Here is a 219-nt window from a genome sequence, read left to right on the forward strand (position 1 = left end):
GTGGACTGGAAAGTGGGGGTGTCGATGACCTTCCACTTCAGAGCGGCCACGATGCAGGAATGCCTCAGGGACATCTATGCGCTGATTGAGTTGTTCGCAACGCAGCATCGGCATCGGTTTGTGCTGTCGTTTCAGTACGAGCGCATCTACGCCATCAGGGACGAATCCGGCCTCGACCTGGTTTGGAAGCTCCCGTAGAGCCGGGCTCTGCCCGGCTGC

Annotated in this window: 1 pseudogene; it reads left to right on the forward strand. The window is 59.4% G+C overall.

The features are described 5' to 3' along the window. Positions 1–198, forward strand: a pseudogene (locus tag QMX83_RS21660) (hypothetical protein); the annotation flags it as partial. Positions 199–219: the final 21 nt, after the last annotated feature.

The sequence above is a fragment of the Stenotrophomonas sp. PS02289 genome, assembly GCF_029960115.1.
GTDB lineage: Bacteria > Pseudomonadota > Gammaproteobacteria > Xanthomonadales > Xanthomonadaceae > Stenotrophomonas.